General features: G+C 72.8%; 9 protein-coding genes. 5 read left to right on the top strand and 4 right to left on the bottom strand.

Translation table 11 applies throughout. The features are described 5' to 3' along the window. Positions 1-93: 93 nt before the first annotated feature. From WMF44_RS16175 to WMF44_RS16165, 3 genes are all read right to left on the bottom strand, one after another. Positions 94-3,423 (bottom strand): SNF2-related protein, encoded by a 3,330-nt coding sequence (locus WMF44_RS16175; protein WP_437300009.1) that lies wholly within the window; start codon positions 3,421-3,423, stop codon positions 94-96. 95 nt (positions 3,424-3,518) lie between these two features. Beyond that, positions 3,519-5,735, bottom strand: a complete 2,217-nt coding sequence (locus tag WMF44_RS16170) for a sodium-translocating pyrophosphatase (RefSeq protein ID WP_437300008.1) — start codon at positions 5,733-5,735, stop codon at positions 3,519-3,521. 173 nt (positions 5,736-5,908) lie between these two features. Beyond that, on the bottom strand, positions 5,909-7,576 hold the full coding sequence (locus WMF44_RS16165) for a TolC family protein (RefSeq protein ID WP_437300007.1): 1,668 nt from the start codon (positions 7,574-7,576) through the stop codon (positions 5,909-5,911). Positions 7,577-8,014: 438 nt separating this feature from the next. Between WMF44_RS16165 and WMF44_RS16160 the strand changes: the two genes are divergently transcribed. The 5 genes from WMF44_RS16160 to WMF44_RS16140 all read left to right on the top strand — a co-directional run bounded on the left by WMF44_RS16160 (position 8,015) and on the right by WMF44_RS16140 (position 15,307). After that, positions 8,015-9,835 (top strand): c-type cytochrome, encoded by a 1,821-nt coding sequence (locus tag WMF44_RS16160; protein ID WP_437300006.1) that lies wholly within the window; start codon positions 8,015-8,017, stop codon positions 9,833-9,835. A gap of 98 nt (positions 9,836-9,933) precedes the next feature. Beyond that, entirely contained in the window at positions 9,934-12,147 is a 2,214-nt protein-coding gene (locus tag WMF44_RS16155) for a hypothetical protein (RefSeq protein ID WP_437300005.1), read from the top strand. Positions 12,148-12,248: 101 nt separating this feature from the next. After that, positions 12,249-13,862: an aldehyde dehydrogenase family protein gene (locus WMF44_RS16150; protein WP_437300004.1), complete on the top strand. Its 1,614-nt coding sequence runs from the start codon at positions 12,249-12,251 to the stop codon at positions 13,860-13,862. A 24-nt stretch (positions 13,863-13,886) separates the two neighbouring features. Next, positions 13,887-14,663, top strand: coding sequence for a 5'/3'-nucleotidase SurE (gene surE / locus WMF44_RS16145; protein ID WP_437300003.1), 777 nt, complete (start codon positions 13,887-13,889; stop codon positions 14,661-14,663). A gap of 41 nt (positions 14,664-14,704) precedes the next feature. Further along, positions 14,705-15,307 (top strand): adenine phosphoribosyltransferase, encoded by a 603-nt coding sequence (locus WMF44_RS16140; protein WP_437300002.1) that lies wholly within the window; start codon positions 14,705-14,707, stop codon positions 15,305-15,307. A gap of 4 nt (positions 15,308-15,311) precedes the next feature. Here WMF44_RS16140 and WMF44_RS16135 read toward each other — a convergent pair whose 3' ends face one another. Continuing rightward, the gene (locus WMF44_RS16135) at positions 15,312-16,526 is read right to left on the bottom strand and encodes a hypothetical protein (RefSeq protein WP_437300001.1); all 1,215 of its coding nucleotides are present in this window, start codon (positions 16,524-16,526) and stop codon (positions 15,312-15,314) included. Positions 16,527-16,581 lie beyond the last annotated feature (55 nt).

Below are 16,581 nucleotides of genomic sequence, written 5' to 3'. Positions count from 1 at the left end.
CGTGCCCCCATGAGGGCGCGCTCCACTGCGCCCCCTCATGGATCGGCCCGGTGCTCCCCGACCGGCGCGCTCCCCCTGCGCGCCGTCGTTCTCTCATTCCACCGCGAACAGCTCTTCCAGGTCGGCCTTGGTGAGCTTCTTCGCGCCGCCCGCGTCCTCGCTGAGGACGGAGGCGACGAGCTGACGCTTCTTGTCCTTGAGCAGCAGGATCTTCTCCTCGATCGTCCCCTCGGCGATGAGCCGGTAGGCCGTCACCACCTTCGTCTGCCCGATGCGGTGGGCGCGGTCGGTGGCCTGCTGCTCGACCGCCGGGTTCCACCACGGATCGAAGTGGATGACCGTGTCGGCCGCGGTGAGGTTCAGGCCCGTGCCGCCCGCCTTGAGGCTGATGAGGAAGACCGGCACGCTCGGATCGTTCTGGAAGCGGTCGACGCGCTCCGCCCGGTCCTTCGTGGAGCCGTCGAGGTACTCGTAGGCGACACCATCCTCCTTCATCGCCTTCTCGATGAGCCTCAGCATCATCACGAACTGGCTGAAGACGAGGACCTTGTGCCCGCCCTCGACGGCGTTCGCGATGAGCTCTCGGACCGCGACGAGCTTGCCCGAGTCGTCGTCGCCGAACTCCCGCGGCAAGCCGAGCAGCCGCGGGTCGCAGGCCGCCTGCCGGAGGCGGGTGAGGCCGGCGAGGATCTGCAGCTGGCTCTTCGCGAGGCCGACGCGCTCGACCTCGCCGAGGACCTGCGCCCGCACCTCGCGCGCGACCTGCAGGTAGAGCGCCCGCTGCTCGCCGGTGAGATCGCAGATCTGATCCATCTCGATCTTCTCGGGGAGATCCTTGGCGACCTCCTGCTTCGTGCGGCGCAGGATGAACGGGTGGATGGCGGCGCGGAGCCGCTGCGCGGTCTTGTAGTCGCCCGCCTCGATCGGGCGCGAGAAGCGGGCCTCGAACTTGTCGAGCGAGCCGAGCAGGCCCGGCGAGACGAAGTCGAAGATGGACCAGATCTCCGAGAGCCGGTTCTCGATGGGCGTGCCCGTCAGCGCGAGCCGGCGCTTCGCGCGGAGCCGCTTGGCCGCCGCGGCGGTGGCGCTCATCGGGTTCTTGATGTGCTGCGCCTCGTCGAGGATGGCGTAGCTCAGGTCGAGCTGCGCGAGGAAATCCTCGTCGCGACGGAGGAGCGCATAGCTCGTGATCACCACCTCCGCGGCCTTCACCTCGTCGATCTGATCCTTGCGATCGGCGCCGTGCCAGAGGGCGACCGACAGCGACGGCGCGAACCGGGCGAGCTCGCGCTCCCAGTTCGTGACGACGCTCGTCGGGGCGACGATCAGCGCGCGCATGTGCTTCTCCTCCTGCTTGACGGCGAGCAGGAGGGCGAGCGTCTGGACCGTCTTGCCGAGGCCCATGTCGTCGGCGAGCACGCCGCCCGAGCCGATGTCATGGATGAACTTGAGCCACGAGAGGCCCGCCTCCTGGTAGGGGCGGAGCGTGGCCTTCAGGTTCCTCGGCCGCTTGGTGCTGCCGATCTCGTCGATGTTGCTGAGCTTCTGGAACAGCTCGCGCGCGGAGGCGGTCACGCTCGATCCGCTCGCGTGCTGGAGCAGCTCGTGCACCCGCCCGGCCTGCGCGAGCGGCAGCCGGCCGTTCTTGCCGGCCGCCATCATCAGCTCGACCTCGCGATCGAGCATCGCGCGCACGGCGTCGGGATCGAACGCGGCGAACGACCCGTCCTCGAGGCGGACGTAGCGCTTGCCCTCGGCGAGGCAGCGGCGCAGCTCGTCGCGATCGACGCCGATGCCCTCGCTCTCGAAGCTGAGCTTGACGTTCAGCCAGTCCATCCCCGAGGTGACCTTGGCGAACACGCCGATCGGCCTGCCGCGCACCTGCGTGTCGACGAGATCCTCCGGGACGAAGAGGTCCCAGTCGTCGGGGAGCTCGGCGAGCCCCTCGGTCCAGAAGGTGAGCGCCTGGTCGCCGTTCGCGATGAAGCCCTGGCCCGTCTCGTCCGGCTTGAGCCCGAGGGCGAGCAGCCTGCTCGCCGCCTCCTGCTGCGCGGCGATGTCCACGCGGATGCAGCGGGCGCGCTTCATCCCCTCCTCGGGCGGCTGCACGAGCACCGGGGGCGACATGCCGTCGGCGCGCACCGCGACCTCGGCGTCGCCGTAGGCGGCGGTCAGCGTGACGCGCGCCTCGATGAGCGAGCCGCCTGCGCGCATGCGGAACGTGGGCACGAGGTCGACGACCTCGGCGATCTGGTTGAGGTCGGGCAGCTCCGCGCCGACCTCGAGCGCGATCTTGGGCAGCCCCTGCATGATGATGCGGGCCAGCTCGCTCATCGGCTCGCCGATGGTCGGCGAGCGGAGCAGGCGGCGCATCGCCGCGGGGGAGACGCGCTTGTCGATGCGGCGCGCGAGCCCCTCCTGCGTGTCGATGTGCCAGCCCGGCCAGCCCTCGAACCACCCGCCCTGCAGCAGCGAGAAGCGGCGCTTGTCGTTCCCCCGCTCGAAGCTCGTCTTCACGATGATGGTGTCGCCGCCGACGGTCTCGAGATCGAAGCGCGGCCGCAGGCTGTCGTCGCCGAAGCGGAGCTGCATCAGCGCCGGCTCGAGCAGCACGCGCTGGCCCTCGAGCAGCGGGAGCAGCTCGGCCACGTCCTCGCCGCGGATGTCGACGGCCGGGTGGCGCGGGTTGCCGCTCTCGAACCGGGCGAGCAGCCGGAGCGCGTCGCGATCCGGCGTCGGGTAGAGCGCCTGCCAGGCGAGCGCCGCAGAGGGCAGCACCGGGACGCGCGCCTCGGCGTCGAGGACGGTGACGGTCAGCGCCCCTTGCCGCACGTGGAGGCGGAACTCCACGCGCCGTGCTCCAGTGACGCCCTCGGGCGGAAGCCAGGCGCCGATCCCGGTCTGCTTGGCCGTCGCGTCCAGGATCGGCGCCGCGAGGGCGACGGGTGAGCCCGGCGGCCCGTGGGAGCCGACGACGGTCGGGACGGGCGCCGCCGGCGTGATCGCCAGGCGCCCGCGGCGGTCGCGACGGCGCACGCGCTTCAGGGCGTCACCGCCGGCGTGGGCGGTCTGCGGGACGAGCGCCGGGATCGGCGGCTCGCGCCGCGGCTGCGCGCCGCGCGCCTGGTCGCGGATGCTGATGAGCAGCGCCGCGACGTGCTTGCAGTGCTGCCCAGCCTTCTGGAACGCCGGACAGGAACACTGCGACTGGATGCCATCGGGGGATAGCTCGACCTTGACCGGATACGGCTCGGAGTCGGCGGCGCGGACGGTGCCGCTCGCCATCGTCTCGTTGATGGAGATGTCCTCGACGACGCGGCGGCGGAAGTACTCCAGCCCGCGGAGGAAGGTGCGGGCGCCAAGCAGCCTTCGCAGGCCACGATCGCTGAGGGTGGAGAGTGCGTCGGAGATCGGAGGCGGCACGTCGTGGGCTCGGGATACGGGTGCGGCGGTGATTCGCCGGGATGGGTCGGGTGAACGGGATCTCTTGGCAAATCCCGCTGGGTGAAGAACCGTCATCAGATGAAGAACGGCAAGAACACGATGATCACGGCGGGGAGCATCTTGATGAGCACGTGGATCGCGGGACCGGCCACGTCCTTGAGCGGATCGCCGATCGTGTCGCCGACGACGGCGGCACCGTAGGTGGGGTTGTCCGCCCGCGCCCCCGTCTCGTCGACAAGGTAGCGCCCACCGTGCGCGCCGGTCGCGATGTACTGCCTCGCATTGTCCCAGATCGCCCCGGTATTCCCCAAGAAGAGCGACCCGAGGACGCCTGCGACCGTCCCGGCCATGATCAAGGCCGCGACTGAATCGGCCGCGACCAGAGGATTATCTTCCGTCCTTGCAAAGCGCAAGGCAAGTCCCACGACGACGGGCACCACCGCGGAGACGAGGGCTGGCGCGATCATATGGCGCAGCGCGGCCCGAGAGACCATCTCGACGCAGGGCTCGTGGTCGCCGACGAACCCCGGCGGGCGGGCGCGGGCCTGGCGCCTCACCTCGTCGAGGACGCGCCGGCCAGCCTGGAGGACGTTGCGAATGCAGCGGCCGGCCAGCCAGAAGACAAGGAGGATCCCCACCAGGGCGCCGAGATAGACCTCGGGCCGGTCGAGGCGCAGGACCATCGCGGTCGTCTCGCCGCGGATCGGCGCGCTCGACGTCAACGCGCGGCGCCGGGACTCATCGAGGTAGCCGGCGACGAGCAGCAGCGAGGCGAGCGCGGCCACGCCGGCCGTGTACGCCTTCGTGAGCGCCTTGGTCGTGTTGCCGACGGCGTCGAGCACGAGGGTGCGGCCACGCACGTCCGGCCGCTCGCGGGCGACGGTCACGGCGACGATGCCGCCCGCGTTGTCCACGATGGGGCCGAACGCATCCATGGCGAGGACGTACCCCGCGGTGCCCAGCATCCCCATCGTCGCGACCGCGGTGCCGAACAGGCCCCCCCCGGCGAGCCCGGAGCGGGCGCCGAGCAGGTAGGAGCCGAAGGTGGCGCCGACGACGACCAGGAGCGGGAGCACCGAGCTCTCGAGGCCGATGGCGAGCCCGCGCAGCACCGCCATCGCGGAGCCGCTGCGGGCCGCCTCGGCGAGCTCGCGCACCGGGCGGTGCCGCTGCTCGGTGTAGTACTGCGTGACGTGCAGCACGGCGATGCCGGTGACGATGCCGATCACGCCGCAGGCGAAGAAGACGACCCAGTGGGCGCCGAGCAGCCACTTGGCGGCCCCGGCGATGCCGACGGCGTGGAGGGTGGCCGTGACGTAGAGCCCTCGCACGAGGGCGTTGAAGGCGTCCTCGCGGTCGTCGGTCTTGACGACCATCACGCCGAAGAGCGTCGCGATGAGGCCGAACGCGCGGCTGACGAGCGGGAAGAGCACGACGGCGAGGGCGCTCGGGAGCCCGGCGTTGTTGCGGAAGAGCATCGCGCCGACCACCATGGCGCCCGCGTTCTCGGCGACGGTGGAGGCGAAGACGCCGGCCGCGCGCCCGGCGCAGTCGCCGACCGTATCACCTGCCAGATCGACGATCGTGGCCGGGTTCTGGAGGTCGTCCTCGTCGAGCCCGACCTCCGCGCCGGCGAGGTCCGCGCCGAGGTCGGCCGCCTTGGAGAAGGTGCCGCCGCCGAGCTGCGCCATCAGGGCGGCGAAGGAGGCGCCGAGCGGATAACCGGCGATGACCCAGGGGATGGTCGGGGCGAGCGCGAGCGCCTCGGCCGGCTCGGCGCCGAAGCCGCCACGGAACGCGAGGACCGCGGCGAACAGGCCGCCGAGGCCGAGCAGGCTCATGCTCGCGACGAAGAGCCCCGACACGGCGCCGCCGCGGAGGGCGATCTGCAGCGCGAGATCGAGCGAGCGGCGGGCGCCGCTCGCGGCGCGCACGCTGGTGCGGGGCGCGATCCAGGCGGCGACGCGGCCTGTCGCGACCGCGCTGGCGGCCCCGACCGCGAACGAGAGCGTCAGCCAGACACCGAGCTCCAAGGCTGGCACCGGGTTGTTCTCCCCGGTGCGCCGGAGGAGGCCGTAAGCGAGGAAGATGGCGCCTCCGAGCATCGCGGAGACCGCGCCGATCACGCTGCTCTGGCGGCGAAAGTACGCCTCCGCGACGCCCTGGATGATCGCGGCGACGCGCTGCATCTCGGGCTCGACCGCGGGGCGCGCGACGACCCAGCGAGCGAGGTAAGCCGCAAAGGCGAGCCCGAGCAGGCCGCCGCTGAGGATGAGCGCAAGCTCCGTCATGACGGGCGGACCGGGCGCGCACCGTGGACGCGCTGCCTCGGCCGGTGAGGGATGATGCGGGTGATTGCCGCGGTGTCGACGAGGGCGCCGCAGGAACCCGCGCTGCAGCGGCGCACGCCTTCCCTACTCCGGCCAGGATGGCCGCGCAAGCGAAGAAGACGCGCGCGGCCAGGTCATTTCAGGTCCTTCGCGTCGCGTCCGACCACGTGGTCCAGCCGGGTCTTGGCGACGAGCGCGCCGACACGCGCGTTGAGCTGCTGGAGCCGCGCGCGCGTCACCTCGCCCTCGGCGTCGACAACGTCGACGCTCGTGGCCCGCCCTGCCCGGAACAGCTCGGATCGGACGCGCATCGACTCCGCGGCCGCCGCGAGCTGGCGCTCTGCAGACTCGATGCTGCTCGCGGCCTTGCTCAGCTCGGAATACGCCGAGACCACCTCGAGGCGGAGGGCGTCGCGCAGCGCGGCCTTCTGCTCCGCGATCTGCGTGGTGCGGGCGTTCGCCTCGGCGGAGGCGCCCGCGGTGGTGAAGATGTCGTTGACGACCCACGTGGCGCGGACGCCCGCGGACCACGTCGCATCGAACCTGTCCTGAGCTCCGAAGACGCGCTGGTTGGGGTTCGCGTAGGTGAGATCGGCGAACCCGTCGAGCCGCGGGAAGTAGCCGGCCCGCGTGACCGCCTCGGCCTTCTCGAGCGAGTACTGCGTCTCGTCGAGCGCGCGGATCTCGAGGCGCCTCTGGAGCGCCTCCTGGACCAGCGCCGGGAGCGCCTCCGCGGGCGGCTTCGCAGGCGCGCTCCCCATCACGTCGATCCCCAGCGTGAGCGGCCTGTCCGGCGCGGCGCCGAGCGCGATACGGATCTGGTCGTCCGCGACCATGAGCGCGGCCTGCGCCTCATTGAGCACCTGCTCCGCGCCGGCCACCTGGGCCTCGAGCCGGAGCACGTCCGCGCGCGAGAGCAGCCCGACTTCGAAGGTGCGGCGCGCGTCCTCGACGTGCGCCCTGGCCTGAGACACCGCCTCACCTGCGACGACGACCTGCCCCTTCACGCGGACCCAGTTGAAGAACGCGATCTTCGCGTCGGCGGCGGCTTGCAGCGTCTCCGCCTGCAGCTCGAGCTTCTTCGCGCTCTCTGCGTGGGACGCAGCGGCGTATCCCTGCGAGATGCGGAACACGTAATCCGAAATGGGTACGGCGAGGCTCGCCGTCAGGGAGTAGGAGTTGACGGACGAAGGGAGGCTGAGCCCAGGAGAACGGCTGAGGGTCACGAAGCGGCCGCCGCCGTCGACGACACACTGCCCCGCAGCGTCTGCGCAAGGCGCGGTGGAGAGGGGTCCCTCGCTGAATCCAGACTGCCCCGGGCCGTTGGTCACGCCGACGACCGGCGCCCCCGCGCCGAGGGCCGGGGTCTCGACCTCCGACAAACGCGTGTAGGTGGCCGTGAGCGTCAGCCGCGGAAAGTAATTGACCATGGCCTGGTCGACCTTCGCAGCCGCCGCGCGGAGATCGGCCTGCTTGGCCCGGAGCGACGCGCGCGTCCGCAGCGCAGCCTTCGCGATGTCGTCCGGCGTCAGCCCCCCCGGCTGCGGCGCGAGCGCCGTGGCGAGCGGATCGGCCTTCGGCGCCGCCGGCGGGGCCGCAGCGACAGGAGCGCCCGGGGGTTGCGGCTGGCCTGCGGCAGGAGGCGCCGGGGCGGGCGGCGGGGTGACCGGCTGCGGAGCCGCCGGTCGGGGAGCGGCCGGCTGCCCCGCGGCCGGTGAGGCGATGAGCCCGAGGGCGAGCAGCCCGGCGAGCGTCGAAGCCAGCGAGATGCTGCGTCGAGACGAGGGTGCGGTGCTTTTCATGACCGGTCGGTCACTTATGGGCGGCGAGAGCACCCGTCAAGTCACAGGCGATCCCACGCATCGCGTCTCGGCGATGGCTCGCCTCGCGGTCTGGCGAAGGTGACCGGCAGCCCGCGCTCTCGGCCCACGGGGTGCTTGCGCCCAAAGGACCACGTCATGGGCCGGCCGCGCAGGACACCGTCCGGGACCACGCCGGACCCGATGGTCTGGTGCGCTCGTCATGCCGTGCCGCAATGGGCCACGACAGCAGGGACGGCGTCACCGATGCGCATCACGGGACCCGCGCCAGACGCGCCACCCAACCCCGGCTCACGCGCGTTGTGGACGGCAAGACTACGTCGCTCTCTCCGCGGCAACACATATTGCCGCGCGCGATCGGATGGAAGAACATCGAATGAAGTGGCCGCCATCTTGCTTGGCGGCGGACCGGAGGCCCTCATGCATAGACTGCTTGCGTCGCGCCGCAGCTTCTCCCCGTTCCTCGCCGTCCTTGTGATTGCATCACCCTTTGCCGCCTGCGCTCCGTGGGAGCTCGGTGAGGACGACACCCCCGACATCGGCGATCCTGGGAGCGTCGCGGTCGCGGCGGAGCCGCCGCCCGCCATCAGCGGCGGAACGCTGGCCGTGAGCAAGAGCGCCCTCCGCGCGGTGGCCGCGGATCCGGATCGCGACCGGGTGTGGATCGTCGATCTCCAGGCGCAGAAGCTGACCGCGGAGATCGCCCTGCAGAAGGGCGACGAGCCGGGCAGGGTCGTCGAGGACGACGCGGGTCGCTTCCACGTCGCGCTCCGCCGCGGCGGCGCGATCGTGACCGTCGACGCGGACAGCGGGACGATCGTCGACCGGCGCGACGTGTGCCCGGCCCCGCGGGGGGTCGCCTACGATGCGCAGGCCGACGCGATCCATGTCGCCTGCCTCGGCGGCGAGCTCGTCACGCTCCCGGCCGGTCCCGGCGCGGCGACGCGCCGCCTGAAGCTCGATCGCGACCTGCGCGACGTGGTCGTGGACGGGGACCGGCTCCTGGTCAGCAAATTCCGGTCTGCCGAGTTGCTCACCATCGGGGCGGACGGCATGGTCATGGAGCAAAAGAAGCTCCCGAAATTCAACCTGTTCGGGCAGGAGTTCGCGCCGACCGTCGCCTGGCGGACGATCAAGCTGCCGACAGGCGGTATCGCGATGGTCCACCAGCGCTCCTTGATCGCGCCCGTCGAGATCGTGGAGGGGGGCTACAGCTCCGGCGGGTGCGATGGGAGCGTCGTCCACGGCACGGTCTCGGAGGTCGGCACGCCCGACTCCGACGGCCAGCCGAACCTGGCCGCTGCCCTCCCCTCCGCGACCCTGCCGGTCGATGTCGCGGTGTCCGATGACGGTCTCTCGTATGCGGTCGTCGCGGCCGGCAAGAGCGAGATCCTTATGACCAGCCGCGCGAACCTGAACATGACCATGGATTCCTTCGAAGGAACCTGCGTCGAGGCGGAGCAGCGCGTGGTCGTGGAAGGCGAGCCCACGGCCGTCGCGTTCGCCGGCGGCTCGGTGGTGGTGCAGACCCGCGAGCCGGCGGGCATCCAGGTCCTCGGGGCTCCCAACAGCGTCGGCAACCGCGTCGCCAAGGTCATCACGCTCCCCGGGGAGAGCCGCAGGGACACCGGCCACGAGATGTTCCACCGGAACGCTGCCGGCCCGATGGCGTGTGCGTCGTGCCATCCGGAGGGAGGCGAGGACAGCCATACCTGGCACTTCAACCCCATCGGACCGCGGCGCACCCAGTTCGTCAGCGGCGGCATCCTCAACACGGCCCCGTTCCACTGGGACGGCGATATGTCGGGTATCGAGGCCATCATGGACGAGGTCTTCGAGCGGCGCATGGGCGGCATGCACCAGGGGCCGCGCCGGGTGAAGGTCTTCGCCCGGTGGATCGACAGCCTCCCCGCTCCGCCGGTGTCGTCGGCGCCCGACGCAGAGGCCGTCGCGCGCGGCGAGGCCCTCTTCCACGACAAGGCCGTCGACTGCGCGAGCTGCCACGCGGGCGCTCAGCTCACGACCAACGATTCGTTCGACGTCGGTACGGGCAAGGCCTTCCAGGTGCCGTCGCTGGTCCGCATCGGCGCGCGCGCGCCGTTCATGCACGACGGATGCGCGCCGACGCTGAAGGACCGGTTCATCAACCCCGCCTGCGGCGGCGGCGACCGGCACGGCAAGACGTCCCAGCTCTCGGACGCCCAGATCGACGATCTGGTCGCCTACCTCGAGACCCTCTGACCCCTTCCGGCGGGATTTTCCGCCGATGAGCCCGCCCGATCGCGCCCCTTCACCGCGAATGATGTAACGAGCGCCGAGCCGCGATATGCTGGCGCGGCGTGAACGTCGCCGAAAAAGTCGCCACCCTCGAAGCGCTCCTCCACCGGGTGCAGCGGAACGCCGCTGCGCCTCGCACCCGGGCGCAGCTCGCGGCCTCCGCCGAGCTCGTCCCGCATCGCGGCGAGGCGCCCGGCGCCATCGCCAACGACACGGCGGGCGCGGCCTCGCCCGACCCCAGGTTCAGCTCGCCGGCGAACGAAGCACGGCCGGCAGCGGCGGCCAGCGCGGTCGCCGCGAGCGGACCGTCTGCGCCGCGCGCCATCGAGCCCGTCCTGGACGACGTCGGTGGCATCGACGCCTTCAGCCCGGCGGCCGCGCAGGCGTCGCAGACCGCGGCGGCCAGCGCCGCGAAGCAGCCGGCAGCGGCCGCGAAGGCGCCACAGCAATCTCCGGCGAAGACGCCGCAACAGCCGCCGGTGAAGACGGCTGCAGCCGCCACGCCCGCGGCGAGCGGGGTCAAGGCCGCGGCCGCCAAGCCGGCAGCGGCGACGCCGGCGCGCAACCCTGCGCCGCCTCCCAGCTCACCCGGGAAGCCGGTCGCGAGGCCCGCCGCCTCGATCGATCTCCCGCGGGCTGACGCCGGCCCCCCGGCCGGTGCTCAGGAGACCTTCCGGCCGCCCGCGGAGGCGGCCGAGCTGAAGCCGAGAGAGGCAGCCAGGACCGCGGCCAAGGTCACGGCGCCTGCGGCCAGGTCAGCTGCCCTGGGCAAGGACGCGCCCACTGCAGGCCCGGCGGTGCCCCCGGCCCGGGGCTCCAGCCCGCGCGCAGAGACGAAGCCGTTCTTCCCTCACGAGGACGTCGCTGCGCGGCCGAAGGTTGCGGAGAGCGACAGCGAGCTCTCGTTCGCAGGGCTCCTCCCCGACGAGCCGGAACCCGGCCAGAAGCCCGCTGCAGCGCTGAAGCTCCCGGCCGAGCGCAGGGCGGCGCCGGATGCCGAGGCGCGCGCGGAGCGCCGATCTCGGCCCGACCGCGCGGAGGTACACGCCACGACCGCGTCGGCCGCCGCGGACGACGCCGCCACGCTCGAGGCGGTCACCGCCCGTGGGCCGTCCTCTTCTGGTGAGCCGGTCACCCCCAAGGCGCCGGATCCGATCGCCGCCGCCACGCGGCGCGCGATGGGGGAGCCTGCCACCGAGCGAGAGTTCAGCCGCGAGATGGTCGACGACGAGCCGACCGTGATCCGCGGCATGCTCGAGGACGAGCCCACCGTCATTCGTTCTCGCCCCGAGGGCCTCGAGGACGAGGAGACGGCCGTCCGTTCCGCGCGGTCCGAAGCCCAGGCCATCGCGCGCTCGGTCGCGGAAGAGGCCGGCGATGCGTCGCCCGGAACGCTGTCGAGAGACGCGGGCGACGAAGCGGATCGCAGGTCCAGGCCGAAGGCGGCCGATCGCGATCTTCTCCCGAAGGTCATCACCAAGGACCCGCCCCTCCCGGCCGACAAGGACGTGAAGCCTTCCGACCACGTCACGGCGCGGCCCGCCGCGGACGCCGGCATCACCGTGCGACCGCCGCCGCGCCCGCGCTCCCGCGTGGGCATCGTGATCGCCGCGGTGGCGCTCCTCGTGGGCGGCGCGGCGGTCGCGTACCGGCTCAGCGTGTCTGACCCCGAGCCCGCGCCCCTCCCCAACGTCGACACGCCTCCGGGAGCGACCCAGGGCGCGACCGCGCAGCCGCCGGCCACCGCGCCGACGCCGACCGCCGCGCCCACCGAGACGGCGCCCGCTGCGCCGTCCGCGGCCGAGACCGCGACGCCGGCAGCGAGCGCCGCGCCCGAGGCGAGCGCCGCGCCCGAGGCGAGCGCCGCGCCCGAGGCGAGCGCTGCGCCGGCCGCAGGCAAGGCCGAGGATCTGCCGCCGAGCCGGGGCCACCTGACGGTCAATTCGCCAGAGCGCGCGTCGGTGTATGTGAACGGCTCGCTCGCCGGAAGCACCGGAGAGACGCTCGACGTGCCTTGCGGGACGCGTTACGTGCGGCTCGGCAAGCTGACGACGGAGAAGACGTCGGATCCCTCGTGGCTCTCCGCCGGCCAGGCGGTCATCGTCGGTTGCCGCAAGCAGACGGTCGTGTCGATCACGCCCTCCGCGGCGAGCCCGGCGCCCGACCGCGCCACGAAGCGGAAAGGCAGCCCCGCCGGCACCGCCACCCCGGACGGTGAGGGCGCTGCGCCCGCGCCCGCTGAAGAGACCGCGCCTGCGCCGGATCCCGCTCCGTAGAAACCCGCGCCCCCGGCCGGTCCGGTCGGGGCCTGCTCCCTAGGGGTCGCGCTCCTGCCCCATGCAGAGGGGCAGGAGCGCGGTGCTAGGCTCCGCGCCCGATGGATTCCGAGACGACTCCCCTTCCCCACGAGGCCGGCGCCGCAGCTGGCGACGCGGCCTCGTCGGCGTCCGTCAGGGTAGCGAGCTCCGGTCCCTTCCCTCTGCGCAGCCCGGCAGGGGGAGCGCCCCTCGACGGCGTGGCAGCGACAGAGCTCAGCGCCCTCGCGACGATCGTCGCCAGCGCGCGGGCGGCGCAGATCGCCTGGGCGGAGGTCCCGATCAGGGAGCGCGCCGAGCTCATCGCGCGCGTCAAGAAGCGCCTGCTCGCGCGGGCCGAGGAGATCGCGACGCTCGTGCACCGCGAGTGCGGCAAGCCGCTCGAGGAGGCCGCGCTCGCTGAAGTGCTCCCGAACGCGGATCTCATCGACTACTGGACCCGGTCCATCGAGGAGCTGCTCGACGACCCCCCCGTCGCGCTCGACCCGCTCGCCTACCCCGGCAAGGTCGGGCGCATCCAGAGGGATCCGCGCGGCGTCGTCGCGCTCATCACGCCCTGGAACTACCCTGTCGCGATCCCGCTGCGCACGATCGTGCCGGCGCTGCTCGCGGGCAACGCCGTCGTCTTCAAGCCGAGCGAGGTCACGCCGCGCTCCGGCGCGCTCGTCACGTCGCTGTTCGACGGGCTGCTCCCGGACGGCGTCCTTGCCGTCGCGCAGGGCGGCAGCGACGTCGGCGCCGCGCTCGTCGGGGCCGGCGTCGATCTCGTCGTCTTCACCGGCAGCGTCGCCACCGGCAAGAAGATCGCCGTCGCGTGCGCCGAGCGCCTCATCCCGACGTCCCTGGAGCTCGGCGGGAAGGACAGCGCCATCGTCCTCGGCGACTGCGATCTGGAGCGCGCCGCGCGCGGCGTCCTCTGGGGCGCCTTCACGAACGCCGGACAGAACTGCGCCTCCATCGAGCGCGTCTACGTCGAGCAGGCGATCGCGGACCGCTTCATCGCGCGCGTCATCGCGCTCACGGGGCAGCTCCGGGCCGGCATCGACGTCGGCGTGATGACGACGGCGCGGCAGGCGGCGATCGTGCGGCATCAGCTCGAGGCGGCCGTCGAGGGCGGGGCGGAGATCCTCGCCGGCGGCGCGCCGGAAGAGGGCTCGCTCGCCTTCCCACCGACGGTCCTCAAGGTGGAGCGCGAGGACACGCCGCTGCTCCGGGAGGAGACATTCGGCCCCGTTCTTCCCATCCTCGTGGTGAAGGACGCCGAGGAGGCGATCGCGCGCACCAACGCGTCCCGCTTCGCGCTCACGACCAGCCTCTGGACCCGCGGCTACGAGCGGGCCCACGCGCTCGCGCGACGGCTGCGCTCCGGCGTTGTGACGATCAACAACCACGGCTTCACAGGCGCGCTCCCGGCCGCGCCGTGGACGGGGGCGGGAGACAGCGGCTACGGCGTCACGAGCAGCCCACACGCGCTCGCGGAGCTCACGCGGCCGCGCTTCTTGCTCGAGGACCGCAGCAGGGCGAAGAGCGAGCTGTGGTGGTACCCTTATACGCCCGCGCTCCGGACGGTCGCCTTCGCGATGGCGCGGGCGCGCGGTGGAGCCGGATGGTTCGGCCGCGTCAGCGCCCTCGTCGAGCTCGTCGCCGCGCTCGCGAGGCGCCTGCTCGGTCGCTGATCCAGAGACCCATCGAACGAACGCATGCGCCCTCTGATCCTCCTCTCCAACGATGACGGCTACTCGGCGCCGGGTCTGACCGCGGTGCGGGACGAGCTCGCCCGGCACGCCGACGTGGTGGTGTGCGCCCCCGCGGTCAACCAGAGCGCGACGAGCCACTCCCTGAGCCTGCACCGCGTCCTCCGGCTGCTGGAGGCTGCGCCCGGCGTGTTCGCGGTCGACGGGACGCCCGCCGACTGCATCTACGTCGCCCTCCACGCCGGCACGCGCGTGCTGCCGCGGCGCCCCGATCTGGTCGTGTCGGGCATGAACCACGGGCTCAACCTGGGCGCCGACATCTTCTACTCGGGCACCGTGGCCGCCGCGCGCGAAGGAGCGCTCCGCGGCGTCCCCTCGATCGCGCTCTCCGCCGATGCAGGCGCGTCGCTCCCGGCCGCAGCGGCGCTCGGCGTCGAGCTCGCCCTCGCCCTCCACCGCGCCGCCGGGCAGGAGGGACGCCGGCCAGCGCCGCTGCTCAATGTCAACATCCCTGCGGGCAGCAGCTGGCCCGTGCGGGCCACGCGCATGGGCGCGCGCCTGTACACCGAAGAGGTGATCTTCCGCCGGGATCCGCGCGGGCACGAGTACCTCTGGATCGGCGGCGCGGGCGTACGCCACGACCTCGTCCCCGGCTCGGACACCGAGGCCTACGACGCAGGGGCCGTCAGCGTCACGCCGCTGACCCTCGACCTCTTCGCCGCGCAGCACGAGGGCATCGCAGCCCTCCTCGCCGCGGAGCTCAACGACGGCCACGTCACCTGACGTAGCTCGCGTCGCGGCGCGTGGAGCGCTTTCCGGCTCGAATGCGCTCGCCTACGCTCGGCGTCATGTTCAATCACGACGCCCTGCCCTCCGAGCACGCGCTCCGTTATCTCAAGGCGCACCTCCGGAACGTCCCGGATTTTCCGAAGCCCGGGATCCTCTTCAAGGACATCACGCCGCTCCTCGCGGATCCGCGCGCGCTCCACATCACGCTGGATCTCCTGGCCCAGCGCTTCGTCGGCGAGCACGTCGACGTCGTGGTCGGCGTCGAGTCCCGGGGCTTCATCTTCGGCGGCGCGCTGTCGGCCCGGCTCAACGCCAGCTTCGTGCCCGTGCGCAAGCCAGGCAAGCTCCCGGCCGCGACCGATCGCGTGGCGTACGCGCTCGAATACGGCACGGCAGAGCTCGAGATGCACAAGGGCTCGATCAGGCCGGGGGCCAGGGTCCTGATCGTGGACGACCTGCTCGCGACCGGCGGCACGGCCGCGGCCGCGGCCGAGCTCGCGCGCAAGCAGGGCGGCGAGGTCGCCGGCTTCGCCTTCGTCGTCGAGCTCGATTTCCTCGGCGGTCGTGCGCTCCTCGCGGAGCGCGCCGGCGACGCGGCGCCGGTCTTCTCGATCGTGCACTTCGCCGCGGGCGAGTGAGCGTTCACTCCTGGCCCACGCCGACCTGCAGCTTGCGCGCGACGGTGCGGCTCGCGGTCGTCGCCCGGGTCGGCCCGCCGACGGGGAACGTGATGACGACCGCGCCTGCCCCGCCCTTGGTGATGCCCCCGCCGTGCGCCCCCACCAGCTTCCCCAGGCTCGCCGCGTCGAGCGAGGCGCCTGCGCCGCGCAAGGCGTCGATCGGCCCCACCCCTGGCAGCGCGGCGAGCGCCCCGCGATCGACCGCCGACATCTCGGCGAAGAGTCCGGACGCATAGACGAGCGCCGTCGCCGCCGTGGCCGGATCCGAGCCGCGGAACCAGGCGCCGGCGTCGTGGTAGGGCAGGTGCGCGCAGCGCGCGTACAGGGCGCCCAGCGCCGCGGCGGCCGCGTCGGCCATGCGATCGCCGAGCGCGACGAAGCGCGCCCGGTGCGCGGGATCGAAGTATGCCCGCGCGTATCCGCCGGAGAAGCGCGCGGTGATGGCGCGCCACGACGGAGAGCGCCTCGCCTCCTCCGCATCGAACCCGGGGACGATCTCCACGACCCCGTCGGTGATCGCGGCGAGCTCGGCGTCGGCGCCCGCCGTCAGCTTGCCCTGCGCGATGAGCGCGCCGAGCCCCACGGACTCGGCGGTCAGGGCTGCTGGTTCCCCGGCGCCGGCGGCGACCTCCGCTGCAGCGGCGCCGCGCGGCGTCGCCAGCCAGAGCTCGGCGACCCAGCCCGCGAGCTCGAAGGGCCCCATGGAAGCCCCGGCGTAGATCCGCTTGCGCGCGGCCTCGCAGGTGCGCGCGTTCCGCGCCGCGTCCTCGCCGGCGGTCGTCTCCGGCTCCGTGGGCGAGGCGGCCGGGGCCTCTCGCGATCGGAGCATGCGCGACGCGAAGAGCGCGCCGACGACCACCAGCGCGAGCACGCCGACGGGGATCACGAGGTGCCGCGCCGGCCGGACCCGGGCGGCCGGCGCTGGCGGCGCGAGCGAGCTCACCGATCGGTGCGCCTGAGCGAGCCGCCGCGCGATGTCGGACGCCTTACGCGTGCGCAGCTCTTGTGGCAGGAGCGGCCACTGCTCGACCAGCTGCTCCAGATCGATGGCCACGGGCGCGCCGCGCCCACGCAGCGCGATCTGGCGTCCCTGCACGCTCACCGAGCCCGATGTTCCAAACAGGCCCAGGGCCTCCTGTACGGCCGCCTCGATCTCCCGCGCGCTGGGGTCGTCCACGATCGCAGGGTAGCCGGATTTGCCGCCGGCATGCCGCCGCTTCTTCACGCCGCCC

The sequence above is a fragment of the Sorangium sp. So ce426 genome (assembly GCF_051475585.1).
Lineage (GTDB): Bacteria > Myxococcota_A > Polyangia > Polyangiales > Polyangiaceae > Sorangium > Sorangium cellulosum_B.
This window is presented reverse-complemented; position numbering and strand designations above follow the sequence as displayed.